General features: G+C 67.2%; 28 protein-coding genes and 1 pseudogene. 15 read left to right on the top strand and 14 right to left on the bottom strand.

Features of this window, described 5'->3' with window-relative positions; translation table 11 throughout:
* Nucleotides 1-85 precede the first annotated feature (85 nt).
* The 3 genes from KQ305_RS14255 to KQ305_RS14245 all read left to right on the top strand — a co-directional run bounded on the left by KQ305_RS14255 (nucleotide 86) and on the right by KQ305_RS14245 (nucleotide 4,637).
* Nucleotides 86-1,828, top strand: a complete 1,743-nt coding sequence (locus tag KQ305_RS14255; RefSeq protein ID WP_259726063.1) for an iron uptake porin — start codon at nucleotides 86-88, stop codon at nucleotides 1,826-1,828.
* A 203-nt stretch (nucleotides 1,829-2,031) separates the two neighbouring features.
* A complete protein-coding gene (locus KQ305_RS14250) occupies nucleotides 2,032-3,804 on the top strand; it encodes an iron uptake porin (protein WP_259726062.1) in 1,773 nt (590 codons plus the stop codon).
* Nucleotides 3,805-3,959: 155 nt separating this feature from the next.
* Nucleotides 3,960-4,637 (top strand): J domain-containing protein, encoded by a 678-nt coding sequence (locus tag KQ305_RS14245; RefSeq protein WP_259726061.1) that lies wholly within the window; start codon nucleotides 3,960-3,962, stop codon nucleotides 4,635-4,637.
* Nucleotides 4,638-4,754: 117 nt separating this feature from the next.
* Here KQ305_RS14245 and KQ305_RS14240 read toward each other — a convergent pair whose 3' ends face one another.
* Nucleotides 4,755-5,294: a pentapeptide repeat-containing protein gene (locus KQ305_RS14240; RefSeq protein ID WP_259726060.1), complete on the bottom strand. Its 540-nt coding sequence runs from the start codon at nucleotides 5,292-5,294 to the stop codon at nucleotides 4,755-4,757.
* Nucleotides 5,295-6,396: 1,102 nt separating this feature from the next.
* On the opposite strand from KQ305_RS14240, the pseudogene KQ305_RS14235 reads away from it, so the two are divergent.
* Nucleotides 6,397-7,272, top strand: a pseudogene (locus KQ305_RS14235) (transposase).
* A gap of 178 nt (nucleotides 7,273-7,450) precedes the next feature.
* Here the strand turns inward: KQ305_RS14235 and KQ305_RS14230 are convergent.
* The gene (locus KQ305_RS14230; RefSeq protein ID WP_259726059.1) at nucleotides 7,451-7,696 is read right to left on the bottom strand and encodes an NAD(P)H-quinone oxidoreductase subunit O; all 246 of its coding nucleotides are present in this window, start codon (nucleotides 7,694-7,696) and stop codon (nucleotides 7,451-7,453) included.
* A 77-nt stretch (nucleotides 7,697-7,773) separates the two neighbouring features.
* On the opposite strand from KQ305_RS14230, the gene KQ305_RS14225 reads away from it, so the two are divergent.
* Complete coding sequence (locus KQ305_RS14225) at nucleotides 7,774-8,709, top strand: TIGR01777 family oxidoreductase (protein ID WP_259726058.1); 936 nt, start codon at nucleotides 7,774-7,776, stop codon at nucleotides 8,707-8,709.
* Here KQ305_RS14225 and KQ305_RS14220 read toward each other — a convergent pair.
* On the bottom strand, nucleotides 8,666-8,893 hold the full coding sequence (locus KQ305_RS14220; protein WP_259726057.1) for a hypothetical protein: 228 nt from the start codon (nucleotides 8,891-8,893) through the stop codon (nucleotides 8,666-8,668). The two genes, KQ305_RS14225 and KQ305_RS14220, sit on opposite strands and share 44 nt — an antisense overlap.
* Before the next feature lie 110 nt (nucleotides 8,894-9,003).
* Here KQ305_RS14220 and KQ305_RS14215 point away from each other — a divergent pair, with 110 nt between their 5' ends.
* Entirely contained in the window at nucleotides 9,004-10,218 is a 1,215-nt protein-coding gene (locus KQ305_RS14215; protein WP_259726056.1) for a lipid-A-disaccharide synthase-related protein, read from the top strand.
* Here KQ305_RS14215 and KQ305_RS14210 read toward each other — a convergent pair.
* Nucleotides 10,211-10,627 carry a M48 family metallopeptidase gene (locus tag KQ305_RS14210; RefSeq protein WP_259726055.1) on the bottom strand — a complete coding sequence of 139 codons (417 nt, stop codon included), beginning with the start codon at nucleotides 10,625-10,627 and terminating at the stop codon, nucleotides 10,211-10,213. The genes KQ305_RS14215 and KQ305_RS14210 overlap by 8 nt on opposite strands.
* Before the next feature lie 75 nt (nucleotides 10,628-10,702).
* Complete coding sequence (locus KQ305_RS14205) at nucleotides 10,703-11,137, bottom strand: iron-sulfur cluster assembly accessory protein (protein ID WP_259726054.1); 435 nt, start codon at nucleotides 11,135-11,137, stop codon at nucleotides 10,703-10,705.
* 129 nt (nucleotides 11,138-11,266) lie between these two features.
* Here KQ305_RS14205 and zds point away from each other — a divergent pair, with 129 nt between their 5' ends.
* The 3 genes from zds to KQ305_RS14190 all read left to right on the top strand — a co-directional run bounded on the left by zds (nucleotide 11,267) and on the right by KQ305_RS14190 (nucleotide 13,697).
* Nucleotides 11,267-12,742 carry a 9,9'-di-cis-zeta-carotene desaturase gene (gene zds / locus KQ305_RS14200; protein ID WP_259726053.1) on the top strand — a complete coding sequence of 492 codons (1,476 nt, stop codon included), beginning with the start codon at nucleotides 11,267-11,269 and terminating at the stop codon, nucleotides 12,740-12,742.
* 10 nt (nucleotides 12,743-12,752) lie between these two features.
* Nucleotides 12,753-13,187, top strand: coding sequence for an SRPBCC family protein (locus KQ305_RS14195; protein WP_259726052.1), 435 nt, complete (start codon nucleotides 12,753-12,755; stop codon nucleotides 13,185-13,187).
* A 309-nt stretch (nucleotides 13,188-13,496) separates the two neighbouring features.
* The gene (locus KQ305_RS14190; RefSeq protein ID WP_259726051.1) at nucleotides 13,497-13,697 is read left to right on the top strand and encodes a hypothetical protein; all 201 of its coding nucleotides are present in this window, start codon (nucleotides 13,497-13,499) and stop codon (nucleotides 13,695-13,697) included.
* On the opposite strand, the gene KQ305_RS14185 is transcribed toward KQ305_RS14190, so the two are convergent.
* The 5 genes from KQ305_RS14185 to KQ305_RS14165 are packed head-to-tail and all read right to left on the bottom strand — an operon-like array spanning nucleotide 13,672 to nucleotide 18,035.
* Nucleotides 13,672-14,475, bottom strand: coding sequence for a uroporphyrinogen-III synthase (locus KQ305_RS14185; protein WP_259726050.1), 804 nt, complete (start codon nucleotides 14,473-14,475; stop codon nucleotides 13,672-13,674). The two genes, KQ305_RS14190 and KQ305_RS14185, sit on opposite strands and share 26 nt — an antisense overlap.
* Complete coding sequence (locus KQ305_RS14180; RefSeq protein WP_259726049.1) at nucleotides 14,475-15,668, bottom strand: glycosyltransferase; 1,194 nt, start codon at nucleotides 15,666-15,668, stop codon at nucleotides 14,475-14,477. Before KQ305_RS14180 ends, KQ305_RS14185 begins: the two co-directional genes overlap by 1 nt.
* Before the next feature lie 53 nt (nucleotides 15,669-15,721).
* Entirely contained in the window at nucleotides 15,722-17,374 is a 1,653-nt protein-coding gene (locus tag KQ305_RS14175) for a glycoside hydrolase family 3 N-terminal domain-containing protein (protein WP_259726048.1), read from the bottom strand.
* Between the two features lie 8 nt (nucleotides 17,375-17,382).
* Nucleotides 17,383-17,826: a 30S ribosome-binding factor RbfA gene (gene rbfA / locus KQ305_RS14170; protein ID WP_259726047.1), complete on the bottom strand. Its 444-nt coding sequence runs from the start codon at nucleotides 17,824-17,826 to the stop codon at nucleotides 17,383-17,385.
* Between the two features lie 2 nt (nucleotides 17,827-17,828).
* Nucleotides 17,829-18,035: a DUF751 family protein gene (locus tag KQ305_RS14165; protein WP_259726046.1), complete on the bottom strand. Its 207-nt coding sequence runs from the start codon at nucleotides 18,033-18,035 to the stop codon at nucleotides 17,829-17,831.
* Between the two features lie 75 nt (nucleotides 18,036-18,110).
* Here KQ305_RS14165 and KQ305_RS14160 point away from each other — a divergent pair, with 75 nt between their 5' ends.
* Both KQ305_RS14160 and KQ305_RS14155 read left to right on the top strand, forming a co-directional pair.
* Nucleotides 18,111-18,830 (top strand): glutathione S-transferase family protein, encoded by a 720-nt coding sequence (locus KQ305_RS14160; RefSeq protein WP_259726045.1) that lies wholly within the window; start codon nucleotides 18,111-18,113, stop codon nucleotides 18,828-18,830.
* Nucleotides 18,831-18,888: 58 nt separating this feature from the next.
* Nucleotides 18,889-19,149: a chlororespiratory reduction protein 7 gene (locus tag KQ305_RS14155; RefSeq protein ID WP_259726074.1), complete on the top strand. Its 261-nt coding sequence runs from the start codon at nucleotides 18,889-18,891 to the stop codon at nucleotides 19,147-19,149.
* A gap of 15 nt (nucleotides 19,150-19,164) precedes the next feature.
* On the opposite strand, the gene KQ305_RS14150 is transcribed toward KQ305_RS14155, so the two are convergent.
* Nucleotides 19,165-19,764 carry a shikimate kinase gene (locus KQ305_RS14150; protein ID WP_259726044.1) on the bottom strand — a complete coding sequence of 200 codons (600 nt, stop codon included), beginning with the start codon at nucleotides 19,762-19,764 and terminating at the stop codon, nucleotides 19,165-19,167.
* Nucleotides 19,765-19,827: 63 nt separating this feature from the next.
* Here KQ305_RS14150 and KQ305_RS14145 point away from each other — a divergent pair, with 63 nt between their 5' ends.
* Both KQ305_RS14145 and KQ305_RS14140 read left to right on the top strand, forming a co-directional pair.
* Nucleotides 19,828-20,790: a 6-carboxytetrahydropterin synthase gene (locus tag KQ305_RS14145; protein ID WP_259726073.1), complete on the top strand. Its 963-nt coding sequence runs from the start codon at nucleotides 19,828-19,830 to the stop codon at nucleotides 20,788-20,790.
* A complete protein-coding gene (locus KQ305_RS14140; RefSeq protein ID WP_259726043.1) occupies nucleotides 20,787-21,500 on the top strand; it encodes a RibD family protein in 714 nt (237 codons plus the stop codon). Before KQ305_RS14145 ends, KQ305_RS14140 begins: the two co-directional genes overlap by 4 nt.
* On the opposite strand, the gene KQ305_RS14135 is transcribed toward KQ305_RS14140, so the two are convergent.
* Complete coding sequence (locus tag KQ305_RS14135) at nucleotides 21,479-21,919, bottom strand: hypothetical protein (protein WP_259726042.1); 441 nt, start codon at nucleotides 21,917-21,919, stop codon at nucleotides 21,479-21,481. The two genes, KQ305_RS14140 and KQ305_RS14135, sit on opposite strands and share 22 nt — an antisense overlap.
* Nucleotides 21,920-21,998: 79 nt before the next feature.
* On the opposite strand from KQ305_RS14135, the gene KQ305_RS14130 reads away from it, so the two are divergent.
* A complete protein-coding gene (locus KQ305_RS14130) occupies nucleotides 21,999-23,228 on the top strand; it encodes a GNAT family N-acetyltransferase (RefSeq protein ID WP_259726041.1) in 1,230 nt (409 codons plus the stop codon).
* Entirely contained in the window at nucleotides 23,191-23,574 is a 384-nt protein-coding gene (locus tag KQ305_RS14125; protein WP_259726040.1) for a DUF4346 domain-containing protein, read from the top strand. Before KQ305_RS14130 ends, KQ305_RS14125 begins: the two co-directional genes overlap by 38 nt.
* Nucleotides 23,575-23,597: 23 nt before the next feature.
* Here KQ305_RS14125 and KQ305_RS14120 read toward each other — a convergent pair whose 3' ends face one another.
* Both KQ305_RS14120 and KQ305_RS14115 read right to left on the bottom strand, forming a co-directional pair.
* Entirely contained in the window at nucleotides 23,598-24,119 is a 522-nt protein-coding gene (locus tag KQ305_RS14120; RefSeq protein WP_259726039.1) for a hypothetical protein, read from the bottom strand.
* A gap of 39 nt (nucleotides 24,120-24,158) precedes the next feature.
* Nucleotides 24,159-25,769, bottom strand: coding sequence for a B12-binding domain-containing radical SAM protein (locus tag KQ305_RS14115; RefSeq protein ID WP_259726038.1), 1,611 nt, complete (start codon nucleotides 25,767-25,769; stop codon nucleotides 24,159-24,161).
* Nucleotides 25,770-25,809 lie beyond the last annotated feature (40 nt).

The following is a 25,809-nucleotide window of genomic DNA, read 5'->3' as shown; positions in this document are numbered from 1 at the left end:
TTCTGGCACATGGACACTGGATGGACAGGTCTCCCTGGGTGATTCTTCGTTTGGCGCATTGCGCCGCTTCCGTGTGAGGAACCCCATGAAACTCTTCCAGCAACTGCTGGTTGCTCCCGCAGCCCTCGGCCTGCTCGCCCCCGTGGCGGTCCAGGCAGCTGAGCTCAACATCGACGGCGTCAACAAGTACGCCGCCGAGGAGCAAGTCACCAGCATCAACCAGTTTTCCGACGTCAAGCCGACCGACTGGGCCTTCCAGGCCCTCTCGAACCTGATCGAGCGCTACGGCTGCGTCGCCGGCTACCCGAACGGCACCTACAAAGGCGGCCAGGCCATGACCCGCTATGAAGCGGCGGCCCTGCTGAATGCCTGCCTCGACCGGATCACCGAGGTGACCGACGAGCTCAAGCGGCTGATGGCCGAGTTCGAGAAGGAACTCGCCGTGCTGCGCGGCCGCGTGGATGGCCTGGAGGCCAAGGTGGGTGAGCTTGAGGCAACCCAGTTCTCCACCACCACCAAGCTCAAGGGAACCGCCGCTTTCGTGATCGGTGCCAACAGCTTCGGCGGCAACGCTCGGGTGAGCCCCCTGGCGGCAGCCTTCACCACCTTCCCGGCCCTGGTCCCGGGTGCCTTCGGTCCCAATGCAGCCCTTGTGGGCTTTGTGCCCAACACCTGGGCCAACCAGGCTCGCCGCCAGCAGGGCGCCACGGTCTTCAACTACGACCTGCGCATCGACTTCGACACCAGCTTCACCGGCAAGGATCTGCTGCGCACCCGCATGCGCGCCGGCAACTTCGGCAATAGCCCCTTCGGGGGGCCCGTGGTCGGCCTAAACGCCCTGGAAGCTGGATTTGAGAGTCCTGCCGGTCCGAACATGGTCGAGATCAACCGGCTGTTCTACCAGTTCCCGATCGGCTCCGGCTTCACCGCCACCATCGGTCCCCGGGTCCGCCAGGACGACATGCTCGCCGTGTGGCCCAGCGCCTACCCGGCTGACACCATCCTTGACATCTTCACCTACGCCGGTGCCCCCGGCACCTACAGCCTCAACCTCGGTGGTGGTGGTGGTCTGTGGTGGAAGAGCGGAGGCTTCAGCATCAGTGCCAACTACGTGTCGGCCAATGCCGGCAATGGCGCCCCCAGCACCGACTTCGCCACTTGCGGCGGTATTGGCAACGATTGCTCCGCCCAGACCGGCACGGTTCAGGTGGCCTACAGCGGTGCCAACTACGGCATCGCGGCGGCTTACACCTACTCTTCGGGTGGCACGGGTCTCTACACCGGCAACGGCACCCCTCTGGCGACCATCCTCCAGACCAACGCCGATTCCACCAACTCGGTGGGCATCAGCGCCTACTGGTCGCCAACCAACTCCGGTTGGATCCCCTCGATCAGCGGCGGCTGGGGCATCAACACCAGCAACTACAACGGTCTGTTCACCAACGGTGCCACGGATCTGGTCACCACCCCCGGTGTCGGCCTCACCCAGGCCACCAGCCAGTCCTGGTACGTCGGTCTGCAGTGGTCCGATGTGTTCATCAAGGGCAACTCCGCCGGCATGGCGGTCGGTCAGCCCACGTTCCTGACCTCAGTCACCCGTGGCACCCCGCTGCCCGGTATTCTCTCCGCCAACACCATCGCCGATGGCAACTACGCCTGGGAGTGGTGGTACAAGTTCCAGGTCACCGACAACATCAGCGTGACCCCGGCTCTCTACTACCTGAGCGCCCCCCTCGGTCAGATCTCCAAGAACATCGGCGGCCTGCCCAACAGCGGCTCCGAGTTCAACAACTTTGGCGGCCTGATCAAGACCACCTTCAAGTTCTGATCCTTTCGGATCCACCCCTCACAACCTCCTTGTGTCTGCCCGGCTGCTTTGCAGCCGGTTTTTTTGTTGCCTTGAATGTGCACCTTCGCTCATGTCATCTGCGATACCTCCAGATGTGATCGAGACCAGATGACTTGGGATGGGATTCCAATAGTTTTGAGCCACCCCCTTTACGGGGATTCCTCTTTTTGGTGTGAGGACCAATGAAACCCTTCCAGCAACTTCTGCTGGCGCCGGTAGCCCTTGGGCTGCTTTCGCCGCTTGCCGCTTCCGCCAGTGAGATCTCCCCCTCCCAGAGGGCGGAGATCTCCACCTACATGGAGCAGCAGAACATCGACAGCTTCAAGGCCTGGGAAGCCCAGAACCAGGTCACGAGCGTCAACCAGTTTTCCGACGTCAAGCCCACCGATTGGGCCTTCCAGGCGCTCTCCAACCTGGTCGAGCGTTACGGCTGCGTCGCCGGCTATCCGAACGGCACCTTCAAGGGCGGCCAGGCCATGACCCGCTACGAAGCGGCGGCCCTGCTGAACGCCTGCCTCGACCGGATCACCGAGGTGACCGACGAGCTCAAGCGCCTGATGGACGAGTTCGAGAAGGAACTCGCCGTGCTGCGCGGCCGCGTGGATGGCCTGGAGGCCAAGGTGGGTGAGCTGGAAGCCACCCAGTTCTCCACTACCACCAGGCTTCAGGGTGACACGGTCTTCGTGATCGGCGCCAACAGCTTCGGTGGCAACCAGACCCTGCCCAACCCGGCCCTCGGTGTTCCGGCCGCTGCCGCCAACGCCTTCCCCAACAGCAACCGGCGCAACTGGGGCGGCGCTGTCTTCAACTACGACGTCCGCCTCAATTTCCTCACCAGCTTTACTGGCAAGGACCTGCTGTACACCCGCCTGCGCAGCGGCAACTTCAACAACAGCCCCTTTAACGGCCAGCCCTACAACCTGATGGCCCTGGATCGGGCCTTTGCTCCCACCGGTGGCGCCAACGTCGTCAATCTCGATCGTCTTTACTACAAGTTCCCGATCGGCAGGGATCTGACCGTCTTCCTCGGTGCCAGGGTCAGGAACACGGAATCTCTCGCTGTCACGCCCTGGTTCTACAAGCCTGACCTGCTCGACGTATTTTCACTCTGGGGTGCTCCTGGCACCTACAACAAGGCCACCGGTGCCGGTTTCGGCCTGGTCTGGAAGCAGAACGTCAAGAAGGGCAAGCCCTACTTCGCTGCCTCCACCATGTACGTCGCCCCCAATGGCGACAACGGCAACCCGAACCAGGGCGGCCTGTTCACCGAGCGCAGCGCCGGCACCTTCACCACCCAGCTGGCCCTAGTCGGCAAGCAGTGGCGCACGGCCTTCGCCTGGAGCTACCTGCAGTGCAACCAGAACTTCCGCCGTGGCAGTTCTTTTGCCCAGCCAGCGGTCGACTGCTCCAACATCAACAACAACTTCGTTGGTGCAGGCGATTTCAACAGCAGCGCCTCCTACTCGAACAACTTCGCTTTGACGGCCGCCTGGCAGCCGAAGAACAGCGGCTGGATCCCCTCGATCAACCTGGGCTGGGGCTACAACGCCCTCACCCAGCCCAGCCTGAACCCCCTCACCCGGTCGGTTCGTGTAGGCGCCACCACGTTCAACGTCCCCACGGGCTTCGACCAGGTTCCCACCTTCAACCAGTCGACCAACCGGGGCGCCAGCCAGTCCTGGAGCGTCGGACTGCAGTGGTCCGATGTGTTCATCAAGGGCAACCAGGCCGGCATGGCCGTCGGTCAGCCGGTTTTCGCCACCTCGCTGCGCAACGGCGAGACCCCTCAGGACGGCAACTTTGCCTGGGAGTGGTGGTACAACTTCCAGGTCACCGACGCCATCAGCGTGACCCCAACGCTGTTCTTCCTGAGCAAGCCCAACGGCCAGTTCACCACCATCGGCCAGTCCAGCAACGTGTTTGGCGGCTTCGTCTCGACCCGGTTCAAGTTCTGATCCTCCGGGTCCCCTCCAGGTCTCCTGGCCTGGGCGTTCCTTCCTTCTCACCCTTCCTCACCACCCCCCCAGCCCCCCTTCCAAGGGGGGCTTTTTTTTGAGCTCCAGCGGGCTGCTCCATCGGCGATGCTGGTGCCAGACGGCGCTTCCAGCGCATGGCCAGGACCCCAGCCGACCACTACGCCACCCTCGGGGTTCCCCCCGGGGCCACCCTCGCCGAGATCAAGGCCGCCTACCGAGCCCTCGTCAAACGGCACCACCCTGATGCCGGAGGCGATCAATGCACGATCCTGGCCCTCAATGCCGCCTGGGAAGTGCTCCGGGATCGGGACCGTCGCCGCCACTACGACCACGGCGCCGGGCTTGGGGTGGTGGCTCCGCCGCGCCCCGGTGGACATGGTTCAGGCCCGGGCCGGGGCGCAGGGGCGGCCAGCGACGAGGAGCTGCTGGGCTGGCTCCAGCAGGTGTATGTGCCGATCGACCGGTTGATCGGCCAGGTGATCAATCCTTTCCCGGCCCAGTTGCGCTCCCTGGCGGCTGATCCCTACGACGACGACCTGATGGAGGCCTTCTGTTCCTTTCTCGAGCAGAGCCGCTCACGGATGGAGAAGGTGGAGGCCCTCTACCGCTCCCGGGCCTGCCCAGCGGTGGCACGGGGGTTTGGCCTCAGCCTTTACCACTGCCTCAGCCAGGTGCAGGATGCCCTGGTGGAGCTGGAGCGCTACACCATGGGCTACGTGGACAGCTACCTCCATGACGGCAAGGAGATGCTGCGTGAGGCCCGCCAGCGCCGCAGCCGGCTGAAGGAGGAACGGCGCCGGCTGGCGCTCTAGGGAGACTCTGGAAAAGCCACCCCATTCACGAGCCAATGGCCGCGTGAACGCAGGAAACGGCTTGGTTGATGGGGGGTCTCCCGTGGCCACGACCATCGCAGAAGGCTGTGGATGCAATCACTGACCTGCAGGAGGGACCAGGCAATCCAAGTTCGTTTCGTTCCCCTCCGGGCAAATTGTGTGCCAGAACTTGGCCCCGCTGAGAAAGGCCTCGCTGAGGTCGGCCCCACTGAGATTGGCGAAGCTGAGATCGGCCCCACGTAGGTCGGTCCCACGTAGGTCGGTTCCGCGGAGGTCGGCCCCGCTGAGATCGGCCCCGCTGAGATCGGCCCCGCGGAGATCAGCCCCGCTGATGTCGGCCCCACTGAGGTTGGCTCCACTGAGGGAGAAGATCATTCCTGGTGTGCTATTCAGACCTGAATCAAGCAGAAAGTTAATGGCCAGACTTTTCTTTACATTCACGCCAACCCGATCCTGGATGGAGCCTTTTTTGCTGTCAAGCTGCGTCAGAGCAGCAAGCGTCAATGCCCGAGCAATCCCTTGTGACACCGTGCTTGGATTTGAAGCGACTAGGGGTTGTTCCTTATCCAGAAGAAGTGATTTAATACTTTCCACATAAGCCTGCAATACGTTGTTTCTCTGAACATCGCCTGCCATCTCCCGCTGTCTCGTGTTATCCAATGTCGTAATGTACCATCCGCCGGCAGTCAATAGAACTGGAAGCGAGATGCCAGCAAATAATTCCCATCCTGTTTTCTCAGAGATCCCAGTCCATCGCCACAGGGAAACCAGGAATGGAAACGGCCAGGGTCTCGTGAGCTCCCGATTCGCCAGCTCCAAATTCTCCTCAGCCGTTCTCCAGGGGGCAGCCTTGCTCAGCAGATATGCCCGCTCCTTGATCGCGTTAGGCGGCGGAGGGGCTTTTTGCCGTGAAGAGCCAGCGGGTGGCCATGAGCCTCGCAGAAGGCGCCAGCGCCAGGTTGGAATGCGGCCCATCACTGACTCCTGCGATTGACGTCAACCAGCTCAACCACCAAGATTGTGCCCCAACCTGAGGATCAATCCACCGCTTACAGTAATCGACGCTGTACAGCCTAGCTTGACCATCGCCGCCAGATCGGCAGCAGGGAATCATCTTGCCTGGCTGTGATGATTCTGGTAATCCCTTCCATCCAAGCTAACTTCTGTACTGGCTGGCCAAGCAGCCCCTGTTGGTGCCTCTAGACAGATTTGTAGTCTTGGGTGGATGGGGCCGACCAGAGGGAGTGTCGTGAGCTGATAGGAGCCTGGTCAAGAGGCCCCATCACAAGTTCTGGCCGGCTTGCCTGCTGATTTCTCTACTAGGTGTCAATGGCACCACCAACCCTCAGATAGCCCTCCTTCGCTGAACAGAGCGACGTCGTAATAGGTATTGACACCCACAAGGTCCTCCATTTCGCCGTGGCCCTGGTTCCCAACAGCGCCCTGCATGGGGCATGCAGCATTCCTGCAAACGGCCATGGCTACGGCCACCTGTTGGGCTGGAGCCTTGAGATCGGCAGTCCCCTGGTGTTCGCCATCAAGGGCACGGGCTCCTTTGGCTCAGGCCTGTGCCGTGAGCATCGATGCCGAGGCCGCGGCCCAGGCCTTCTTCGCCGGCACCGCCACCATTACCCCCTAAGAGCCTGCTGAAAACCCCCGCCACCTCTGCGAAAACGGGGCAACGGCCCAAGTCATGATGCGAGGTCAGCAGGAGCTCAGTGGCTCCCTGTTCTCCTAGGTGTCGATCGAGGAGCGGATCCCGGCCAGCCACCCGTTGCGGAGGATTCGGAAGTTGGCGAATCAAGCTCTCGATCGACTCAATCCCACCTGTTGTGAGCTGTCTGCCTCAGAAGGCCGCGCATCGGTGCCGCCGGAGCAACTGCTGCAGGCCTCGTTGTTGCAGGCGTTCTACGGGATTCGCTCCGAACGCTTGCTGCTGGAGCAGCTCCACTACACCCTGCTGTTCCTCTGGTTTGTGGGCTTGAGCCCCGAGGATCCGATCTGGCACCCGACCAGGTTCACCAAGAACAGGGATCACCTGCTCAACGAGCAGGTGATGGGCAAGTTCCTGGAGACGCTGCTGATGGGGCACCGGTGGTGAAACCCCTTCTCAGCAATGAGCACTTCTCGGTGGATGGATTTCTACTCCAGGCCTGGGCTTCTCACGCGTTGTTGGAGCGAATCGATGGTCAGGACGACCCATCACCCATTCCGCACGACCCAGCTACCGGGGCCCTGTGCTCATGGACAACCGCCATGACCTGATCGTTGACTGCTGCATCACACCGGCCAATGGCTACGGCGAAAGGGATGCGGCCAAGGCGATGGCCGCTGATCTTGCCGGTGCCCACAGAAGACGATCGGCGCCGACAAGAACGACGACACCAAGGCATTCGTTGCTGAGATGCGCCGGCTCGATGTCACCCCCCACGTGGCGCAGAACACCTCTCGCCCAGGTGGTTCGGCGATCGATGGCCGCATCACCCGGCATGAGGGCGGTGCCCAATCGATCAATGCCCGCCGTGGGATCGAGAAGGTGTTTGGCCTGCACGTGATCGCCTACACCTTGATCCACCTGGGCAACCTGCTCAAGCCCGCCATGGCCCCAGCGTGAACACTCGGTTGCCCAGAGGTGTGGCCAAACGGCACTCGCAAGAGAGCCAAAACAACGCAAAACCATCGGAACCGTGCGATCTGAACCGCTGAAACATCAAAATCCAGCCCGATCCCGGAACGATCAGCTCAATGAGGAGTGTAAAGCGCGGCTTATGAGACGGTTTTTCCGCAAACTCCTAGGCCGCGGGCATCGCTTCGAGTTGGTCGAGCCGCAGCCACACATCGGGTACGGGCCGGCGCCAGCGCAGCTGGGCGTAACTCCCCTGGATGGCGAGGATCTCCCCGGGCCCCTCGAACAGGTAGCTGGGGGCCACCGGATCACTGGCGCCGGCCTCCAGGCTGTTGGTGTAGGCCGTTCTGTTCACCCTCACCAGGGCACCCTTCTTGAGGCTCAAGGCAGCGGCAGGCGCGGAGTCAACCATCGTGCGGAGGAACGGTCGGCCCAGGTTAGGGCCGGCGGAACCTAACCTCGGAACAGGACTGCGATGAACCTGTGGGCATGCGATTGCTTCTGCTCGGATGCACGGGTTTCGTCGGTCGGGAGCTGGTGCCGTTCCTGCTCAACCTCGGCCACCAGCTGACCCTGGTGAGCCGGCGGCCCCGGCCGGACAGCGAGGCGGCCGATCCCAGGATCACCAACCTCTGCCTCGATCTGGCTGATCCGGCCAGCTGGCTCCAGACCCCGTTGCTTGAGGCGTTGGCAGCGGCCGATGGGGTTGTCAACCTGGCCGGTGAGTCGATCGCCGACCAGCGCTGGACGCCCACTTATCGCCAGCGGCTGCTCGACAGCCGGCTGGTCACGACGGCCCAGCTGGTGCGGGCGATGGCGAACCTGGCCAAGCCTCCCTCGGTGCTGGTGAGCGGATCGGCGGTGGGCTACTACGGCACCAGCCTGGAGGGCTGCTTCACGGAGGCCAGCCCGCCGGGCGACGATTTCCTCGGCCGGCTCTGCGCCCGCTGGGAAGCCGCCACCCAGGTCGCCCCCGAAGCCTGCCGCGTTGTGGTGTTGCGGATCGGCATCGTCATCGGCCCCGACGGCGGTGCCCTCGGCAAGATGCTGCCCATCTTCCGGGCCGGGTTCGGCGGGCCGGTGGGCAGCGGCCAGCAATGGATGAGCTGGATCCAGCGCCACGATCTCTGCCGGCTGATCGCCACCGCCCTGGAGGACGCCTCGTACGCCGGCCCCTACAACGCCGTGGCCCCTGAGCCCACCCGCATGGCGATCTTCGCCTCCACCCTCGGCCGCGACCTGGGCCGGCCCAGCCTGCTGCCCGTGCCGGGCCCCCTGTTGCAACTGCTGCTCGGCGATGGCGCCAAGGTGGTGCTCGAAGGGCAACAGGTGAGGCCCGATCGCCTGCTGGCTCAGGGGTTTCACTTCCAGTTCACCGACCTCAGCGCTGCCCTCGCCGCTGCCACCAGCCCAGAGCGCCGCTGAGCAGCGCCGCCGCCATCAGCACGCCAATGGCCGGGGTGAACAGCGGTTGCCACAGCCGCTGGAAGAGCTCCAGGGGGGCGTCCAGCTGCTGGCCATGCAGAACGACCGCCACCGCGAAGAAGAGGGCCCCGGCCAGCACGAGGAACACGTCGGCCACCAGCACCATGTCGAGAACGCGGCGCATTTGGGCGCCAGGGCCCGTGGCGGGAGTGCTCATGCCGTTGGGGTGAGCCGGGAGGGAGCGGGAATCCCGGCTGTGCCCAAACCTAAACTCGACCGGACTTGGTGTCCCGTGTGCCCCTTTCCCCTGCTCCCAGGATCCTGCTGATCAGCAACGGTCATGGGGAGGATCTCAATGGGGGATTGATTGCGGACGGTCTGCGCCAATGTGCGTCAGGGCTCCAACTGGCGGCCCTGCCGATCGTGGGCGCTGGCTCGGCCTACGGACGCCGGGGTCTGCCGCTCCTCTTCCAGGGCAGGACCCTGCCGTCCGGAGGGATGGTGTACCAGGGCCTGAACATCTGGAAGGATCTGGCAGCCGGCTGGCTGCAGCAGAGCCTGGCCCAGCTCTGGACGGCCTGGCGCCAGGGCCGCCATTACGACCTGGTGGTGAGCATCGGCGACCACGTCCCGCTGATCTTCGCCCTGCTCACCGGGCGGCCGACGGTGGTGTTCCTGGTCTCCACCTCGAGCTTTTATGAGGGCAGGCTGCGGCTCTCCGCCTTCACCCGCTGGTGTTGCCGCCGCCGGCGGGTGCGGCTGGTGCTGACCCGTGATGCCTTCACCGCCAGCGACCTCCAGGCCCAGGGCCTGGCCAAGGCCCTGTTCCGCGGCTACCCGATCATGGATCTCCCTCCCCCTGACCCCGGCCAGGTGTCCCGCCAGCAGGGCACCCGAAGCCTGGCCCTGGTGCCCGGCAGTCGCTTCCCGGAGGCGCTCCACAACCTGGTGCTGATGCTGCGGCTCTGCAGCCAGCTGGGGAGCCTGGCCGGGGATGGTCACTGGCGCTTTCTTGTCGCCGTGGTGGAGAGCCCGCACTGGTCGGAGCTGGAATCCCTGGCCGCCTCTGTGGGCTGGCATCTGGCCGATGGGGTGCTCCACTCCGACTCCGGCCACCTGGAGGTGCGCCTGCTGCAGGGGGCCCTTCCGTCGATCTTGGCCGCCAGTGATCTGGTGGTGGGCATGGCTGGGACCGCCGTGGAGCAGGCGGTGGGATTCGGACTGCCGGTGGTGCAGCTCGTGGGACGCGGTCCCCAGTTCAGCTATGCCTTCGCCGAATCCCAGATGCGGCTGCTGGGTCCCACGGTCCACACCGTCGGGCGGCGGCCGGCCGAGAGCGGCGAGCTTCAGGAGGCCGCCGATCTGATCCTGCGCCTGCTGGCCGATGCTGAGCTGCCGGCGCGCTGTGTCCAGGCGGCCCTTGAGCGGGTCGGGCCGCCGGGGGGCTCCCGGCGCATCGCCGAAACCGTGCTTGAAACCCTTGCCCAGGGACGGTCGGGACTCAGCTGAGCCAGGCCTTCACCTTCTCCAGGGCCTGCCAGCCCGGCCGGCGCTGCAGGCCATCGGCGATCGAGCCCTGCAGTTCCCCCGCCAGCTCGGGGGCCATCAGCATCACGCGCTTGACCACGTCGATATGCTCCCGCACCCCCTTGGCCCCCGTCTCCAGCATCGCCACACTCAGGTTGATGCGGGCCTGGGGATCCTGGGGATTGAGTTTGACCGCGTTGCGGGCCGAGGGCAGGGCCGCCTGGGGCTGGTCAAGCAGCAACTGCAACCAGGCCAGGCAGGTCCATCCGGCTGACTGGCGCGGTTCCTGGGCCGTGATCTGCAGGAACTCATCAATCAGGTCTTCGGGCGCAGCCCCCTGCTGGTAGCGGGCGATGGCCTGGTCGAAGCGGGAGTCCTGCTGGGCCGTCATGGCGGCTGGGGGAGGCTGGGTGAGGATCGTCAGACTCCCACGCCACGGGGCCACAACGCCAGCGGCGGCCCGACTTCAGACCGCGAAAGAGCTGCCGCAGCCGCAGGTCTGGGAGGCATTGGGGTTGGTGAAGTTGAAGCCGCCGCCGATCAGGGCCGAGGAGAAATCCAGCTGCATGCCGTAGATGTACAGCAGGCTTTTGGGGTCGCAGATGACCCGGAAACTCGGGGCCCCGGCGGGTTCGTAGGTGTAGGTCTCGTCGTCGCCCAGGATCCCGGTGCCCTCGATGAAATCCATCGTGTAGCTCATGCCGCTGCAGCCGCCGGAGCGCACGCCCACCCGCAGCACCTTGTCTCCCCCTTGGGAGGCCATCAGGGTGCCGAGCTGGCGCATGGCGGGCTCGGTGATCAGGATGCCCTTGCCATCGACACCGGCCGTGGCTGTGACGTTGTCTGTAACGGCGGCTGTGGCGGTGACCGTGGAGCTGGGGGTCTGGACGGGGCTGCTCATCGGGCGCAAGGGGGTCGGATGGGAAGAATCGGGCCGCCGGACGACGCGGTGAGAGCCCACTCTATGGAGATCCATCCGCCGTGGGTAGGCTCCGGTCCATAGAGTCGTGACCTTCGCGGGAATCCAAGGGTGCGGGTTGCCATCGTGGGTGCGGGTCTGGCCGGTCTGAGCGCTGCCGTGGATCTGGTCGACGCCGGTCATGCGGTGGATCTGTATGAATCCCGCCCCTTCATGGGGGGCAAGGTCGGCAGCTGGGAGGACCCGGACGGCAACCACATCGAGATGGGGTTGCACGTCTTCTTCTTCAACTACGCCAACCTCTTCGCCCTGATGCGCAAGGTGGGCGCCATCGACAATCTCCTGCCCAAGGAGCATTGGCACCTGTTCGTCAACCGCGGCGGGGACCTGCGGGCCCTGGATTTCCGCTTTCCCGTGGGGGCTCCGTTCAATGGTCTCAAGGCCTTCTTCACCACGTCCCAGCTCGACTGGATCGACAAGCTGCGCAATGCCCTGGCACTTGGCACCAGCCCGATTGTCCGGGGGCTGATCGATTACGACGGAGCCATGACGGTGATCCGCTCCCTGGATGCGATCAGCTTCCAGAAATGGTTCCTTGGCCATGGGGGCAGCCCCAGGAGCATCCAGAGGATGTGGAACCCGATCGCCTACGCGCTGGGATTCATTGACTGCGAGGCCATCTCGGCCCGCTGCATGCTCACCATCTTCATGATGTTCGCCTCCCGAACCGAGGCCTCCAAGCTCAACCTGCTCAAGGGTTCCCCCCACCGCTGGCTCACCGGTCCGATCCTCGACTACATCCAGGCCCGGGGCGGCCGCCTGCACTTGCGCCACAGGGTGAGCGAGGTCCGCCACGAGGAGCGCAACGGCCGGACTGTCGTCACCTCCCTGGTACTCGGCACTCCGGATGGGGAGAAGCGGGTGGAGGCCGACGCCTACCTGGCCGCCTGCGATGTGCCTGGAGCCCAGCGGCTGCTGCCCCAGGCCTGGCGCCGATTCCCAGAGTTCGCCGCCATCGACCGACTGGAAACGGTGCCGGTGGCCACAGTGCAGCTCCGTTACGACGGCTGGGTGACCGAACTGGGCGATGGGGCCGAACCCCAGGCCCGGCGCGCCGACCTGAGCCGCCCGGCCGGTCTCGACAATCTCCTATATACCGCTGATGCCGATTTCAGCTGCTTTGCTGACCTGGCCCTGGCCAGCCCCGCCGATTACCGGCGGGAGGGACTGGGTTCCCTGCTGCAGTGCGTGCTCACTCCCGGTGACCCCTGGATTCCTTTGAAAACCGAGGAGATCGTCGCCCACACCGATCGCCAGGTGCGTGAATTGTTTCCCTCCGCCGCCGGTTTGCAGCTGGTCTGGAGCAACGTGGTCAAACTGGCCCAGTCCCTTTACCGGGAAGCCCCCGGGATGGAGCCGTTCCGCCCCGACCAGCGCACCCCCGTGGCCAATTTCTTCCTCGCCGGCAGCTACACCCGCCAGGACTACATCGACTCGATGGAGGGGGCCACAATGAGCGGCCGGCTGGCCGCGGCTGCGATCCTGAACCAACCCGTGGCCCTGGCCACCTGCGCGGCGGTGGCCTAGGAGCGGAACCATGGGGAAATGGCTCGAGCACAGCGTCACCACCGAGATCAAGGCCCCGGTGGCCCGAGTCTGGGAGGTGTGGAGCGATCTGGAGGCCATGCCCCGCTGGATGCGCTGGATCGAATCGGTTGTCACCCTCGATGACCCTGACCTCACCGACTGGACCCTGGCGGCCCAAGGCTTCCGTTTCCACTGGAAGGCCCGGATCACCGAGCGTGTCGATTCCCAGAGGCTGCACTGGGAATCGGTGGGTGGCCTGCCCACCAAGGGGGCCGTGCGCTTCTATCCCCTGGGACCCGACCTCACGGCTGTCAAGCTGACGGTGAGCTATGAACTCCCCGGCGCGCTTGCGCCCTTGATGGAACCCACCATCATGGGGGGCATCGTCACCAGAGAATTGCAGGCCAACCTTGACCGATTTCGCGACCTGGTTGAGAAAGGGTAACGGCCGCTTCGGCTTCGCAGCCTTGGCGTCACTGCTGCTTGCTGGATGTGGAGCTGCTCCCACTGTGGAAGCCCCCCCGGCGCCGGCCCCACCCAGGCCAGCCCCCCCCTCCGCAGCCTCTGGGGCAGTGCCAGCAGGCCTGACCCCTCTGCCCACCGCCCAGCAGGTGGTGGCGGCTTTCCCTGTGGGTCGCAAGGATCCTTTCGGTTCCCTCGTGCCAGAGATGGTTCCTGGGGCGGCTGGTCGTGGTGCCACAGCGGTGGCGGCGCTCCCCCCCCGGTCTTTCTGCAGCAGCTGCAGATCTCTGGTGTGATCCAGAGCGGCGGCCAGACCGAGGTGGTGGCGACCTTCAACGGCGAAAGCGGCAGCCTGCGCCGGGGCGATCGCGGCGGCCGCGAAACGAAACTGCTTCCCCCCGGCTGGAGCGTTGCCGCTGTCGATATCCCGAAAGGTCGTCTGATCCTTCAGAGCGGCGATCGCAAGGTCAGCAAGCCGCTGCCACCGCCCTGATACAGGCCGCCACCAGCCCCTCCAGATCGTGGGGATCCGCTTCCCCATCCACCCGACCCAGCCGCTCCCTGCAGCGATGGCTGGTCTGGGGGCCAATGGAGATCACCTGCACCCCCTCCAGCTGCTGGATCCAGGCATCACCGAAGCTGCCGGCCAGCAACTGGGCGGTGTGGTCCACCGTTTTGCCGCTGCTGAAGGTGATGGCATCGAGCCCATGCCTTTCGAGGGCCTGCAGGGCCCCGGTGGGCAGTCCCGCCGGACAGCGGGTCTCGTAGGCGGCCACCTCCACCACCCGGGCGCCGGCGGCGGCGAAGGCTTCCGCCAGCAGCGTGCGCCCGCCGCTCTGCACCCGCGGCAGCAGCAGCCGCTGCCCCCAGCCCGACACCGGGAAATGCTCGATCAGGCTGTCGGCCACGAAGGCCGGGGGCACGAAATCGGCTGGGGCCCCCAGGCCCTCCAGTGACTGGGCGGTCTTGCGGCCCACTGCGGCCAGGCGGACCCCCCTGGGCCTGCGGGCCAGGCCGAATCCCCGCCGCAGCAGCCGCTGCTCCACCGCGTCCACCCCGTTGGCGCTGGAGAAGACGATCCAGTGGAACTGATCCAGTTCCGCCAGGGCATCGTCGAGGGGGCCCCAGAGATCGGGGGGGCCGATCACCAGGGCCGGCAGGTCGATGACGCTGGCGCCGGCCTGCTCGAACAGCTGGCGCGCTGCGCCCAGCTGGGTTTCGGCCCGGGTCACGGCGACCGTGCGGCCGGCCAGTGGCAGCGTCGTATCCATCAGGCGTCCAGCCGGACGAGTGCGCCGGCCCGTCGGGCCAGCTCGGTGGCCTGCTCCTGTTGGCCCTGGCCCTCCAGCAGGGCGATCGCCCGACGGAAACCATCCCTGGCCCCGGGAATGTCGCCTGCCAGGAGCAGGGCGGCCGCCAGGCTGCGCTGGGCGTCGGCCTGCTGCGGTTCCAGAGCCAGGGCCTGGCGGTAGGCGGCGATCGCCTCCAGCAGGCGACCCCGCTGGCGTTCGATCAGGCCCAGGTTGACCCAGGCCAGGGGAAGCTCCGGGCAGAGGCGGGTCACAGCCGCCGTCTGGGCCGCCGCCTCCTCCAGGGCTCCCTGGCGCAACAACAGGGCCCCGAGGTTGAGCCGGGCCCCCAGGGTCAGTCGCTCCTCCAGGGGCAGCTCCAGGGCCTGGCGGTAGAGGGCGGCGGCGGCGGCGGGTTCCCCAGGGCTGCGGGCGATCGCAAGATGGAGCAGCAGTTCGTAGCGCACGGCGAGAGAGGTCGTTTCGGCCTGGGCCAACCCCTCCTCCAGCAGGGCGATACCCCTGGCGTGATGGCCCTGGCTCACCTCCAGGGCGCCGAGCTTGGCGCAGGTGTAGGGATCCCCGGGCCTGGCGGCCAGCTCCGCTTCCATGGCTTCGCGCAGGCGCGCGGCCTTGTCCGAGGCCGCCAGCAGGTCCGGGCGGTAGCCCTCGTGCACCAGGGCCGGCTCCCCGCAGGCCACCACCTGCCAGTGGGGCTCCTGCTCCAGCAGGGTGGCCACGCTGTCGTCGACCATCGCGTGATAGCGGCGGCTCCAGCGGATCGCTGGATGGCGCCGGAACAGGCGGCTGACGCTGGAGTAGGGGGACTGGGCAGCCCCCACTTCCTGGCGCAGCAGGTTGATCAGCAGCAGCTGCGGCTGCGCCATCAGGACGCTCAGCGGTGCGCGGGATTCGGGCCGCAGCCACTCGTCTGCATCCAGCACCAGCACCCAGTCGCCGGTCACCAGATCCAGGGCGTGGTTGCGGGCTGGGGCGAAGTCCCCTGGCCAGGCCAGATGGTGCACGCTGGCGCCGCAGCTGGCGGCGATCGCTGCCGTGCCGTCGTCGGAGCCGGTGTCCACCACCACCATCTCGTCGACGAAGCCGGCCACCGAAAGCAGGCAGCGCTCCAGCCGCTCCGCCTCGTTGCGCACGATCATCGACAGGCTCAGCATCGGACGCTGCGGGGCAGGACGGTCGTGCCAGGAGGCTAGGCGCCGGTGAGGGATCAGTCGGTGAAGTCCACCTCAGCTGCTGCGCCAGGGGCGCTGCCGCCGCTTGCCTTCAGCCCGAAGCCGAGGTGGCCCAGCAGTTGGCTCTGGGCCAGGGCCATCTGCCCCGGTGACCAGGCGGCCGGAACGCCTGGCTCCAGCAGCGGCTTCAGGGCCTGCCAGGCATAGGGGCTGCCGTACACGGCCAGGCCCGCCAGTCGACCGGCGGCCTGCAGCTGGCGGATCACCGCAGGCCAGGGATCCGGGCCGTCGGCCCGGCCGCGGAACGGGTTGCCGCGCACGAACAGCTGCAGCAGCAACGGACCCTCGCCCAGCCGCTCCAGGGCCAGGGGGGCCTCCCCATCCCCGCTCCAGGGGGAGGGCCCCTGGCCGTCGATCAGGCAGACCCGCCATCCCGCGGCCGCCGGCAGGGCCAGGGCCGGAGCGGTCGCCGCCAGGAAGGGGCAGCCCAGGCTGTTGTCGAGCCGGATCAGGTTCACCCCGGGGTCCCGCACCGGTCCCTGTCCCTGTAGCTCCAGGCTGCGTTGCACCAGCTCCAGGGCCAGGGCCTGGTCGGAGGGGGAGGGGCCATTGCTGAGCTGGCCCAGGGGGGTGGCGGCGCTGTGGGCGTCGCCGGCGGGGCAGCGCCCCAGGGCCAGGCGCCGCCTGTCCAGGCTGGCCTGCAGCCGCTCCAGGGGCAGCCTGCCGCTGTGGACTGCCGCGACGATGGCGTCGATCGCCCCGTCCGCATCGCTGGGCATCAGCACCAGGTCGGCCCCCGCCTCCAGGGCCAGCACGGCAGCTTCCGAGGCTCCGTAGCGGCCGGCGATCGCCTCCATCACCAGGGCGTCGGTGACGATCAGCCCCTCGAAACCGAGCTCCTGGCGCAGCAGCCCGGTGAGCACTGGCCGCGACAGGGTGGCCGGGTGCTCGGCGTCGAGGGCCGGCAGCAGCAGGTGGGCCGTCATCACCGCCGCCACCTCGGCCGCGATGGCGTGCCGGAACGGCGGCAGCTCCACGGCCTCCAGACGGGCGCGGCTGTGGGGCAGCAGGGGCAGCTCCAGGTGGGAGTCGCTGGCGGTGTCGCCGTGCCCGGGGAAGTGCTTGGCGCAGGTGAGCACCCCTTCGGCCTGGGCGCCAAGGCAGAAGGCGGCCGCCAGGGCACCGGCCGTGGCCGGATCCTCCCCCCAGGCCCGCACGTTGATCACCGGGTTGGCCGGGTTGTTGTTGACGTCGCAGACCGGGGCGAGCACCCAGTTGAGCCCGAGCTGGCGGGCCTCCCGGCCCGTGCAGGCCCCGTAACGCCGGGCCAGATCCAGGGCCAAGGCGGGGTCGGCGGCGTGGATCCGGGCCAGGGCCAGGGGCGGCACCAGCCAGCTGGCCCCCTCGAAGCGCTGGCCCACCCCCTCCTCCACATCGGCGCAGAGCAGCAGGGGTTCGCTGGCCCAGGCCGCCAGCTGGCGGGTGCGCAGCCGCAGTTCAGCGGCGCTCCCCCCCAGCAGGATCACCCCGCCCACCCCGCGCTTCAACAGGCGCTGCAGGCTGGCGTTGTCCAGCTCCCAGCGGGGATAGCGCCGCTGGCCATCGGCCGGATGGCCGCTGCAGCGGACCACCAGCAGGGCGGCGACGGTGCGGTCCAGGGCCTGCTGCTGGTCGATGGATGGCGCCATGGGGCGAGTCAGGCTTCTGAGTCTGAGTCGGAGTCGGAGTCGGTGGCGCCCGCCGGATCTGCGGGATCCGCCGGGCCTTCCCCGTCACCGCGCTCGCGCCGCTCCGTCTCCAGGCGCTGCAGCAGTCCCAGCACGGTGTTGCCCTTCTCCAGCCCCCGGTCGAGGACGAAGGCCACCTCCGGTGTGCGGCGCATCTTGAGGCGGCGGCCCAATTCCCCTTTCACGTAGACGGAGGCTGCCTGCAGGCCGGCCATCGCCACCTCCTGATCCTCGGCGCTGCCGAAGATGCTCACGAAGATCTTGCAGTGCTGCAGATCGCCGGCCACCTCGACGCTGGTGACACTCACCATGCCGTGCTGGACCCGCTCGTCCTTGATGCCGCTGATCAGCAGCTCGCTCACTTCGCGGCGGATCAGGGCCGCCACCCGCTCCACCCGACGGCTCTGTGCCATGACTACGAAACCGGCCCGGTCTGCACCATGGCACGCAGCACCAGGGTGAGGCTGACCATGCCGCTGATCAGGGCGCCCACCAGGGCCACCGCCGTGACCGGGTTGCTGCGCCGCCGGGCCAGGGGTTCGAACACCGAGTTGAACACCCCCAGGCTGAAGGCGATCAGATAGCGCGGATAGCGGGTCACATTGACGAAAAACTCTTTCATGGCCTCGGCGGCGGTCCTGGTCGGATGCTGGCTACTCTGCCGCCCAGGGCCACGCACAGCCGTCATCGAGGGTCCATGGAGCTGCATCAGTTCAGACATTCCGCCTTCTGCGAGAAGGTGCGCCTGCTGCTGGCCCGCAAGGGTCTGGACGCCACGATCGTCGAAGTGACCCCCGGCCTGGGCCAGCTGGAGCTGTTCCGTCTCTCCGGCCAGCGGCAGGTGCCGGTGCTGGTGGAGGGCGGTGAGGTGATCCCCGATTCCACGGCCATTGCCCTGCACCTGGAGGGCACCCACCCGCAGCCACCCCTGCTGCCGGCCGATCCGATCGCCCGCGCCAGGGTGCTGCTTCTGGAGGACTGGGCTGACACCGCCCTGGCTCGGGGTGCCCGTCTGGCCCTGCTCCAGGCGGCGGCCAGCGACCCGGTGCTGCGCACGGCTCTGTTGCCTGAGGCCACCCCGGGCCCCCTGCGCGATCTGGTGGCAGCCCTGCCCGGTGGCCTGATTGGCTCCGCCACCGAGGCGATGCGCGACCTCCTGGGGCCCTGCGAGGTGCGGCAACTGCACCGCAGCCTCGAGCAGCTCGCCCTGCTGGTGGCCCAGCGCCCCTACCTGGAGGGAGATGGCCTCAGCCTGGCCGACCTCGCCGTGGTGGCCCAGCTGTACCTGCTGAAGTTCCCCACCTGTGCCGGCGCCCCCCTGGCCGGGCGGGGTGTGGAAGGCATCGCTGATAACCCCGTGCTTGAGCCCCTGTTCGCCTGGCGGGACCGGGTGCTGGCCGAGGTGGGACGGGCCTGAGGCTGCCCATCCGCCAGGCCCCCCACCCGCCAGGATGGGATCCACCGCTGTCCTGGCCTTGTCCGATCCGCTGCTGCGGGAGCTCGAGCATTACGTGGTGCTGGAGCCCGGCCAGGGAGAATGCATCCTCACGGCGGCCGAAACCCTGCTCTGGCTGGCCTCCCATGTGGAGGCCCTGGGCGAGCCTCCCGCCGACCTGGCCGATCTGGCCGATCCGGAAGCCCGTGCCGGCCGGCTGCTCGACACCGCCTGCGAGCTGGAGCTGGCGCCAGGTTGCTCGATCCAATGGTTCGCCGTGCGGCTGGAGCCCCCCGGCTGAGCACCTGGGCACCGCTCAGTCCGGGAGGCCCGGGGGCTGGCGGGGGTCGCGCAGCACCGAGGGCAGCGCGTCCAGCACCTGCCGGGCCACCTCGGCAGGAAGGCCCGCGTCCTGCACGACGGTCAGGTCGGCCTGGGCATAGAGCGGCCGCCGTTCGTGCAGCAGGGCCTCCAGGCGGGCGGCGGGATCGGGCGCGTCGAGCAGGGGCCGGTGGGTGGGATCGGCGCTCAGACGCCGCAGCAGCTCCGCCTCGGGGGCATCCAGCCACACCACGACCCCCTGGTGCATGTGACCCCAGTTCTCAGGCCGGGTGACCGCACCACCGCCGGTGGCCACCACAAGGGAATGCCAGCTGGCGATGCCATTGAGCACGCTGGTCTCCAGTGCACGGAAGGTCTCCTCCCCATCGCTGCTGAAGATCTCGGCGATCGGCCGACCGGCGGCTTCCGCCAGGGTGACGTCGGCATCGATGAAGCGGTAGCCGAGGGCCTCGGCCAGCGGCCGCCCCACGGCGCTCTTGCCTGCCCCCATCATCCCCACCAGGTAGATGTTGAGGCCATCGAGGCGGCGGGCCAGGGCCCGGTGGCTGGGGGAAGCGGTGGCGTCAGGGGCCATGCGGGCGCGGTCGGCGGCGATCCTGACCCCGTTTCTAGGATGGGCGTCCCCTGGGCCTCGGCGATGACCGCAACCCGGTTGACCGCCTTTCCTGCGGCACCTTCCCCCACCAGCACCGCCCACGGGCGCGGCCGGCCCTGCGTGATCACGCGCCGGGCCACCTTCAGCGCCAGCCACCTCTACCGGCTGCCGGAGCTGGACGAGGCCGAGAACGCCCGCCGCTTCGGCCGCTGCAGCCTGGCTCCGGGCCACGGCCACAACTACGAGCTCACCGTGGCGATGGGCGGTCCCCTCGACGGCGACGGCATGGTGCTCAACCTCTCGGACGTCAAGCACGCCATCCGCCGGGAAGTCAGTGACCCCCTCGACTTCCGCTTTCTCAACGAGGTCTGGCCCGAGTTCGACCTTTCCCGGCCCGAGGGGCGGCTGCCCACCACCGAAGCCCTGCTGCTGGCCATCCGCGAGCGGTTGGCGCCCCATCTGCCGCTGGTGGCCCTGCGGCTCCACGAACAAACCAACCTCTGGGCCGACGTGCTCTGCGGTCCCACCATCGATCCCATGGAAGCCTTTCTCTCGATCCGCACCCACTTCGCTGCGGCCCACCGCCTGGCCCGACCCGAGCTCAGCCAGAGCGAAAACGAGGCCATCTACGGCAAGTGCGCTCGCCCCCACGGCCACGGCCACAACTACCTGCTCGATGTCACCGTGCGGGGGCCGATCGATGCGCGCACCGGCATGGTCTGCGACCTGGCGGAGTTGCAGCGGCTGGTGGCCGATCTGGTGGTGGAGCCCTTCGACCACACCTTTCTGAACAAGGACGTGGAGCACTTCGCCGGCTGCGTTCCCACGGCCGAGAACATCGCGCTCCACATCGCCGACCTGCTCAGCGCCCCGATCGCCACCACCGGCGCCCGGCTGCACAAGGTGCGTCTGCAGGAGAGCCCCAACAATGCCGCCGAGGTCTTCGCTGAGACGCCCCAGCTGGAGATGCTGCCGGCGGCCCTCGAAGCCCTCGCGGCCGTTTGAGTCCGGCAGCGGTAGCCGCGCCCCAGGGGCCCGGCCCCCGGCCCGAGCTGCGGCTTGTCCTGGCGGTGAGCCTCGACGGTCGCCTCGCCCCGGCGGAAGGTGGTGCCGCCCAGCTGGGTGGCACCGGTGACCGGCAGGTGCTGGAGGAGGCCCTGGCCTGGGCCGATGCCGCCCTGGTGGGGGCCGAGACCCTGCGGCGCCACGGCAGCACCTGCCTGATCCACCGGCCTGAGCTGGTTGAGGCTCGTCGCCGCCAGGAACGCTCCGCCCAGCCGATCGCGATCGCCGTCAGCCGCAGCGGCCGGTTGCCCGCAGATCTGCCCTTCTTCCGCCAGCCCTTGGCCCGCTGGCTGCTCCAGGACCCTCCCGGCACCCAGGGTGCACCGCACGAGGGCTTCGAGCGCCACCTGCCCCTGCAGAGCTGGCGCCAGGCCCTGGGCGCCCTGGCGGGCCTGGGTCAGCGGCGGCTGGTGGTGCTGGGGGGGGCGCAGCTGGCGGCCTCCCTGGCCGCCGAGGACCTGCTTGATGAACTCCAGCTCACGGTCTGCCCCCGCCTGCTCGGTGGTGTCCATGGCTGGTTGCCGGCCGAGGCCCTGGTGGCCCCGGAGGCCCAAACGGGCTGGCGGCTGGTGGAGCACCGGGCGCTGCAGGGGGACGAACTGCTGCTGCGCTGGCGGCGACCTGAGGCTCAGGGCGTGACCTCCTCCTGAAGCTTGAAACTGCCGAAACGTTTGCCGAGTTCCCGCAGCGGCATGTCCCGCAGGCTGTCGGTGGGGAGGCCGAACATCCTGGCCAGGCAGCGTTTCACCACCACTTCGCTGTCATCGCCGAAGCGGCCGCTCACCATCTCGGTGAGCACCCCCAGACTGCGGCCGCTGTTGTCGGTCTCCTCGATCAGGCATTTGCTGGTGGGCACCGCCAGCTTGCGGCAGGGATCCTGCAGGCTCTTCTCCAGATCTGCCCTGCCGGCGGAGGCCGTTTCCATGCAGACCCGCGTCAACTGGTTTTCCAGCTGGGGACGCAGCATCATCAGCACCGGTCGCAGCAGCCCAGCCCTGGCCGGCGCCGCCGGCAGGACCAGGGCCGTGCCGGCCGCCAGGAGCATCAGGATCCGCAGGGGCTTGGCCATGGCGGGAGAAAGACGCTCGGTCGCAGGGAATCAACGGTTAGTTTTGCGCCTGCCCCGTCCCCCTGTGTCGCGACCGGCCATGGCCGAGCTGCAAGTCCGCTGGCACCAGGCAACGCAGGAGATCCCTGAAGACCAGTGGCAGGGGCTGGTGGGGGGCGACGGCGGGGCGCCGGGAGAGGCCGTGGATCGCCCCTTCTACGGCTGGCGCTGGTTGCACCACCTGGAGGCCAGCGGCAGCATCGTGCCCCGCCAGGGCTGGCAGCCCTGCCATCTGGGGCTCTGGCGCCAGGGGCAACTGGTGGCCCTTGCCCCTCTGTATCTCAAGGGCCACAGCTACGGAGAATTCGTCTTCGACCAATCCTTCGCCCAGCTGGCCGGCCAGCTGGGCCTGCGGTACTACCCCAAACTCGTCGGCATGAGCCCGGTGAGTCCGGTGCAGGGCTACCGCTTCCATGTGGCCCCCGGCGAGGACGCCGCCGCCCTGACGGCGTTGATGCTGGCGGAGATCGACAGCTTCTGCCGGCAGCAGCGCATTCTCAGCTGCAACTTCCTCTATGTGGATCCGGCCTGGCAGCCCCTGGCGGAGGCCGCAGGCTGCGCGCTGTGGATCAATCAGCAAAGCGAATGGCGCAATCCTGGCCATGGGGATTTCGAGGCCTACCTGGCCAGCTTCAATGCCAACCAGCGGCGCAACATCCGCCGCGAGCGTCGCTCGGTGGCGGAGGCAGGGCTGACGGTCACGCCCCTGGCCGGGGAGGACATCCCGCCGCCGCTGCTGGAGCGCATGCACGGGTTCTATGAGCAGCACTGCAGCCGCTGGGGTCCCTGGGGCAGCAAGTACCTCACCGAGTCGTTCTTCCAGGCGGCCGCCTCCGACCTGCGCCAGCACCTGGTGCTGTTCAGTGCCCATCGGGGCGAGCCGATGCAGCCCCTGGCGATGTCGCTCTGCGTGCACGATGCCACCGGCCTCTGGGGCCGCTACTGGGGCAGTGACATCGAGCTCGACAACCTGCACTTCGAGGTCTGCTACTACGCCCCGATCGCCTGGGCCATCGCCCGGGGCCTGGAGAGCTTCGATCCCGGCGCCGGTGGCAGCCACAAGCGGCGACGGGGCTTCGTGGCCCAGCCCAGGGCCAGCCTGCACCGCTGGTACGACCCCCGCTTCGACGCCATCCTGCGGGAGTGGCTGCCAGGTGCCAACCAGGAGATGCACCAGGCGATCGCGGCGATGAACGCGGAACTCCCCTTCACCGCTGCTTACGATCCCCCCCATGCACCGCGACCCGTGCCCACGCCTGAGCCTGGATGAGGCGCTTTCCCAGCGTTTCATCGCCCTCGACCCGTCGGGCTACTTCCTGATCAAAGTGGATGCCGCTGCCGGTGAGCTGGTGGCCGAGCACTACGCCAACGGCATCGATGAACGGGGGCTGGCCACCGACCCCGACACCGGTGAGGTGCTCAGCTGCCGGAGCAGCGACCCGAGAGCGCCCCTGGCCACCTACCGGGGCCGGACAGCCAAGGAACTCGGGATCGCCCTCACCGAGGCGGAGGGCCCCCATCCTCTGTCACGTCTCGACCATGCCCTCTACCTGGGCCGGGAGCTGCAGAAGGCCGAGCTCTGCCTGGCACAGAGCCTGCCCTACGTGCAGGACTAGGGGGGATCGGCCGCGGAGCGACGTCAGCTGGACGCGATCAGACGGCAGCGACCATCCATCATCAGGTCCCCGCGCCCACCGCCTTTCTGCATGGCGTTTTCCTGGAAGGTGAGGGCCCGACGGTCAATCGTGGTGTGGTGCTCCACGTCGTGGCCGTGGTCGGGATGGATCACCATCGGGGGCTTCACCGCCGCGATGCCGGGAAGCTGCTCCTGGGTCGGGGCGTGGCCCAGGGCAACCTCATCACCGTCATTGTCGGAGAGGTGGAAGTTGTTGGACTCCTTCTCCAGAAAGGTGATCTGATCACGGGAGGTTTTCACCGGCAGGGTCTGGCCGTCAGCAAAGCGGACCCGGTCATCGCCCTGGCCCACATCCACCCTGAAATCGATCTGTCCTGTGGGGTCATCGCGATGGCGACAGATCATCGACTGGGGACCGATGGTGTCCCAGCGACTCAACGCCAGCACCAGCACGCCCAAGCCGCCGATGATCGCCAGGACAAAAAACTTGGTGAGCCCAGCGTTGGTGACTTGTGATTGCCGCATCACTGCGCCTCATAGGCAGCAGATCAAACGTACTCCGACCTAGGCAGGCTGAAGCTCGCGGCTGGTGGCGCGGGACCCTTCCGGCGGCTCCGGGGGCAGGGCGGCGAGCTGGTCCTGGATTTCCCTGGTCACCACACCCCTGTACTCCTGGAAGTGCTCGTTGTGGGCGAGGGTCACCAGGAACTGCTCCAGGTTGTTGGGATTCTTGCGGGCGATGGTGAGCAGGGAGCGCCAGAAACGGCCGCGGGTGTCGCGCTTAAGGCCCTGACGCCAGATCACGATCAGCAGGGCGCGGACATCGGTCCAGGTGGGCAGGCTGGCCTTGCCGAAGGCCGCCGCCGGGACGAACTGCTGCCAGCGGGGCTGGCCCATCTTCAGGTAGTAGTGGGTGACCCGATCGATGTAGGCGTTGGGCTCATAGAGGCGGCAGAAGGCATCCACGTACTCGTTGGCGATCTGGCGGATCGGCCGGGTGGGCACGAAGTTGAGCAGGTTGGTCTGGTTGACACCCTTGGCGTCGGTTTTTTCCTGCACCAGACGGCCCTCTTTCTCCAGCCGATGCCAGAGGCCCGTGTTGGGCAACGCCTGCAGCATGCCCATCATCGCGGCGGGGATGCCGGTGCGGCTCACAAATTCCACGATCCGGTCGCCGGCGCCCTGCTTCTCGCCATCGAAGCCGATGATGAACCCCGCCATCACCCTGATGCCATAGGCGGTGATCCGGTCGACCGATTCCTCCAGCGAGCTGCGGGTGTTCTGCAGCTTGCGGGCGGTCTCGAGGCTGGCCTCATCGGGGGTCTCGATGCCGAGGAAAACGCTGTCGAAGCGGGCCTCCGCCATCATCTCCAGCATTTCCTCGTCGGCGGCGAGATCCACCGAGGCCTCGGTGGCAAAGCTGAAGGGGTAGCCGTGGGCGATCTGCCAGCGCTTGATCTCGGGCAGCAGCAGCTTGGCGTTGCGCTTGTTGCCGATGAAGTTGTCGTCAACCAGGAAGATGGAGCGGCGCCAGCCCAGGTCGTACAGATATTGAAGTTCGGCCACCAGCTGATCAGGGGCCTTGGTGCGCGGTTTGCGGCCATACAACACGATGATGTCGCAGAACTCGCACTGAAACGGGCAGCCCCGCGAGAACTGGACCGACATGGAGTCGTAGGCATCCAGTTCGAGCAGATCGAAGCGGGGGATGGGGGTGCCGGTGACGTCGGGCTTTTCGCCATCAGCACTGAAACGACCCTGGCTGTCGCCGCGCTCGATGGCCTCGATGAACATCGGCAGGGTGATTTCCCCCTCGTCGAGCACCTTGAAGTCGGCCAGTTGAAGTTCCGGGGCGTCCGGGGTGGAACTGGCGAAAGGGCCGCCCACTGCCACCGGCAGTCCCCGCTGCTTGGCCCTGGCGATCTGGGCGGCCATGTCGGCCTTCTGAACGATCATCCCCGAGATCACCACCAGTTCCGCCCAGTTCCATTCCGCTTCCGTCACCTCCCGGACGTTGCGATCCACCAGCTTCATCTCCCAGGTCTGGGGCAGCAGGGCCGCCACGGTGACCATTCCGAGTGGCGGAAGCAGCACCTTGCGGTTCACCAGCTCGAGAATCTTTTCGTAACTCCAGAACGTCTTCGGGAATTCGGGATAGATGAAAAGGGTGCGCATGCTGCAGGAGCGTTGTGGAAGGGCCGTGGGCGATTGCGCG

The sequence above is a fragment of the Synechococcus sp. CS-1332 genome (assembly GCF_025127995.1).
Lineage (GTDB): Bacteria > Cyanobacteriota > Cyanobacteriia > PCC-6307 > Cyanobiaceae > Cyanobium.
This window is presented reverse-complemented; position numbering and strand designations above follow the sequence as displayed.

Coding starts and splice junctions, on each gene's coding strand:
- KQ305_RS14255 (WP_259726063.1), top strand. CDS start 86: ATGAAACTCTTCCAGCAACTGCTGGTTGCTCCCGCAGCCCTCGGCCTG.
- KQ305_RS14250 (WP_259726062.1), top strand. CDS start 2,032: ATGAAACCCTTCCAGCAACTTCTGCTGGCGCCGGTAGCCCTTGGGCTG.
- KQ305_RS14245 (WP_259726061.1), top strand. CDS start 3,960: ATGGCCAGGACCCCAGCCGACCACTACGCCACCCTCGGGGTTCCCCCC.
- KQ305_RS14240 (WP_259726060.1), bottom strand. CDS start 5,294: ATGGCAGGCGATGTTCAGAGAAACAACGTATTGCAGGCTTATGTGGAA.
- KQ305_RS14230 (WP_259726059.1), bottom strand. CDS start 7,696: ATGGTTGACTCCGCGCCTGCCGCTGCCTTGAGCCTCAAGAAGGGTGCC.
- KQ305_RS14225 (WP_259726058.1), top strand. CDS start 7,774: ATGCGATTGCTTCTGCTCGGATGCACGGGTTTCGTCGGTCGGGAGCTG.
- KQ305_RS14220 (WP_259726057.1), bottom strand. CDS start 8,893: ATGCGCCGCGTTCTCGACATGGTGCTGGTGGCCGACGTGTTCCTCGTG.
- KQ305_RS14210 (WP_259726055.1), bottom strand. CDS start 10,627: ATGACGGCCCAGCAGGACTCCCGCTTCGACCAGGCCATCGCCCGCTAC.
- KQ305_RS14205 (WP_259726054.1), bottom strand. CDS start 11,137: ATGAGCAGCCCCGTCCAGACCCCCAGCTCCACGGTCACCGCCACAGCC.
- KQ305_RS14195 (WP_259726052.1), top strand. CDS start 12,753: ATGGGGAAATGGCTCGAGCACAGCGTCACCACCGAGATCAAGGCCCCG.
- KQ305_RS14185 (WP_259726050.1), bottom strand. CDS start 14,475: ATGGATACGACGCTGCCACTGGCCGGCCGCACGGTCGCCGTGACCCGG.
- KQ305_RS14180 (WP_259726049.1), bottom strand. CDS start 15,668: ATGCTGAGCCTGTCGATGATCGTGCGCAACGAGGCGGAGCGGCTGGAG.
- KQ305_RS14175 (WP_259726048.1), bottom strand. CDS start 17,374: ATGGCGCCATCCATCGACCAGCAGCAGGCCCTGGACCGCACCGTCGCC.
- rbfA (WP_259726047.1), bottom strand. CDS start 17,826: ATGGCACAGAGCCGTCGGGTGGAGCGGGTGGCGGCCCTGATCCGCCGC.
- KQ305_RS14165 (WP_259726046.1), bottom strand. CDS start 18,035: ATGAAAGAGTTTTTCGTCAATGTGACCCGCTATCCGCGCTATCTGATC.
- KQ305_RS14160 (WP_259726045.1), top strand. CDS start 18,111: ATGGAGCTGCATCAGTTCAGACATTCCGCCTTCTGCGAGAAGGTGCGC.
- KQ305_RS14150 (WP_259726044.1), bottom strand. CDS start 19,764: ATGGCCCCTGACGCCACCGCTTCCCCCAGCCACCGGGCCCTGGCCCGC.
- KQ305_RS14145 (WP_259726073.1), top strand. CDS start 19,828: ATGACCGCAACCCGGTTGACCGCCTTTCCTGCGGCACCTTCCCCCACC.
- KQ305_RS14135 (WP_259726042.1), bottom strand. CDS start 21,919: ATGGCCAAGCCCCTGCGGATCCTGATGCTCCTGGCGGCCGGCACGGCC.
- KQ305_RS14130 (WP_259726041.1), top strand. CDS start 21,999: ATGGCCGAGCTGCAAGTCCGCTGGCACCAGGCAACGCAGGAGATCCCT.
- KQ305_RS14125 (WP_259726040.1), top strand. CDS start 23,191: ATGCACCGCGACCCGTGCCCACGCCTGAGCCTGGATGAGGCGCTTTCC.
- KQ305_RS14120 (WP_259726039.1), bottom strand. CDS start 24,119: ATGCGGCAATCACAAGTCACCAACGCTGGGCTCACCAAGTTTTTTGTC.
- KQ305_RS14115 (WP_259726038.1), bottom strand. CDS start 25,769: ATGCGCACCCTTTTCATCTATCCCGAATTCCCGAAGACGTTCTGGAGT.